We start from the raw sequence: 1,882 nt of genomic DNA, 5'->3' as shown, positions 1-1,882 counted from the left end.
CAGCGAGGGCCTGGCGCGGGCCCGCAAGCTGGGCCTGGAGACCACCCACGAGGGTGTCGACTGGCTGCTGGCGCAGTCCGAGAAGCCCGACATGGTGTTCGAGGCGACCAGCGCCTACGTGCACCGCGACGCTGCCCCGAAGTACGAGGCCGCCGGTATCCGGGCGATCGACCTGACACCCGCCGCCGTCGGCCCGGCGGTGATCCCGCCGGCCAATCTGCGTGAGCATCTCGATGCGCCCAACGTCAACATGATCACCTGCGGCGGGCAGGCGACCATTCCGATCGTCTACGCGGTCAGTCGCGTGGTCGAGGTGCCCTACGCCGAAATCGTCGCGTCGGTCTCCTCGTCGTCGGCCGGTCCGGGCACCCGGGCCAACATCGACGAGTTCACCAAGACCACCTCACGCGGCGTGCAGACCATCGGTGGGGCGAAACGTGGCAAGGCGATCATCATCCTCAACCCGGCCGATCCGCCAATGATCATGCGCGACACCATCTTCTGCGCCATCCCCGAAGACGCCGACCACGACGCGATCGCCCAGTCGATTCGCGACGTGGTCGCTGAAGTGCAGACCTACGTGCCGGGCTACCGACTGCTCAACGACCCGCAGTTCGACGATCCGTCGGTGCACTCCGGCGGTCAAGCACTGGTCACCACCTTCGTCGAGGTCGAAGGCGCCGGCGATTACCTGCCGCCGTATGCGGGCAACCTCGACATCATGACCGCCGCGGCCACCAAGGTGGGCGAGGAGATCGCCAAGGAATCGCTGTCGGCGGCAGCCCAGGGAGCACAGGCATGACGCGCGCCGGCGACGATGCAGAGCGAAGCGATGAGGAGGAACGGCGCCATGACATCTGACATCTTTTTCAATCCGATCTGGGACGTCCGGCTGACCGACACGTCTTTGCGTGACGGCTCGCACCACAAGCGTCACCAGTTCACCACCGACGAGGTCGGCGCCATTGTGGCCGCGCTGGACAACGCCGGCGTGCCGGTGATCGAGGTGACCCACGGCGACGGGCTGGGCGGATCGAGCTTCAACTACGGCTTCTCCAAAACACCCGAGCAGGAGCTGATCAAGCTCGCCGCGCAGACCGCCAAAGAAGCCAAGATCGCCTTCCTGATGCTGCCCGGCGTCGGCACCAAAGAAGACATCAAGGAGGCGCAGAACAACGGCGGCGCGATCTGCCGGATCGCCACTCACTGCACCGAGGCCGACGTCTCGATCCAGCACTTCGGGCTGGCCCGCGAGCTCGGTTTGGAAACCGTTGGCTTCTTGATGATGAGCCACACCATCTCCCCGGAGAAGCTGGCCGCCCAGGCCCGGATCATGGCCGACGCGGGCTGCCAATGCGTCTACGTCGTCGACTCGGCGGGCGCCTTGGTGCTCGACGCAGTGGCCGACCGGGTCGCCGCCCTGGTCGCCGAATTAGGATCGGATGCTCAAGTTGGATTTCATGGCCACGAGAACCTCGGCCTCGGCGTGGCCAACTCGGTGGAGGCGGTCCGAGCCGGCGCCAAGCAGATCGACGGCTCCTGCCGCCGATTCGGCGCGGGCGCGGGCAACGCGCCGGTCGAGGCGCTGATCGGGGTGTTCGACAAGATCGGCGTCAAGACCGGCATCGACTTCTTCGACATCGCCGACGCCGCCGAAGAAGTGGTCGCGCCGACCATGCCCGCCGAATGCCTGCTCGACCGCAACGCGCTGATCATGGGCTACTCCGGGGTGTATTCCAGCTTCCTCAAGCACGCCGTCCGTCAGTCCGAGCGCTACGGGGTTCCGGCCCACCAACTGCTACACCGGGCCGGGCAGCGCAAGCTGATCGGCGGTCAGGAAGACCAGCTCATCGACATCGCCCTGGAGATCAAACGCGAACAA

The 1,882-nt window shown here is 66.3% G+C and carries 2 protein-coding genes; both read left to right on the top strand.

Annotated elements, in window-relative coordinates:
* Positions 1 to 802: acetaldehyde dehydrogenase (acetylating) (locus AC2VOG_RS13075; RefSeq protein ID WP_486940323.1), on the top strand; the 802-nt coding region annotated here is incomplete at its 5' end.
* A 48-nt stretch (positions 803 to 850) separates the two neighbouring features.
* On the top strand, positions 851 to 1,882 hold a 1,032-nt coding region (gene dmpG, locus AC2VOG_RS13070; protein ID WP_486940322.1), incomplete at its 3' end, for a 4-hydroxy-2-oxovalerate aldolase.

The sequence above is a fragment of the Mycobacterium sp. TH-M11 genome, from assembly GCF_057473725.1.
This window is presented reverse-complemented; position numbering and strand designations above follow the sequence as displayed.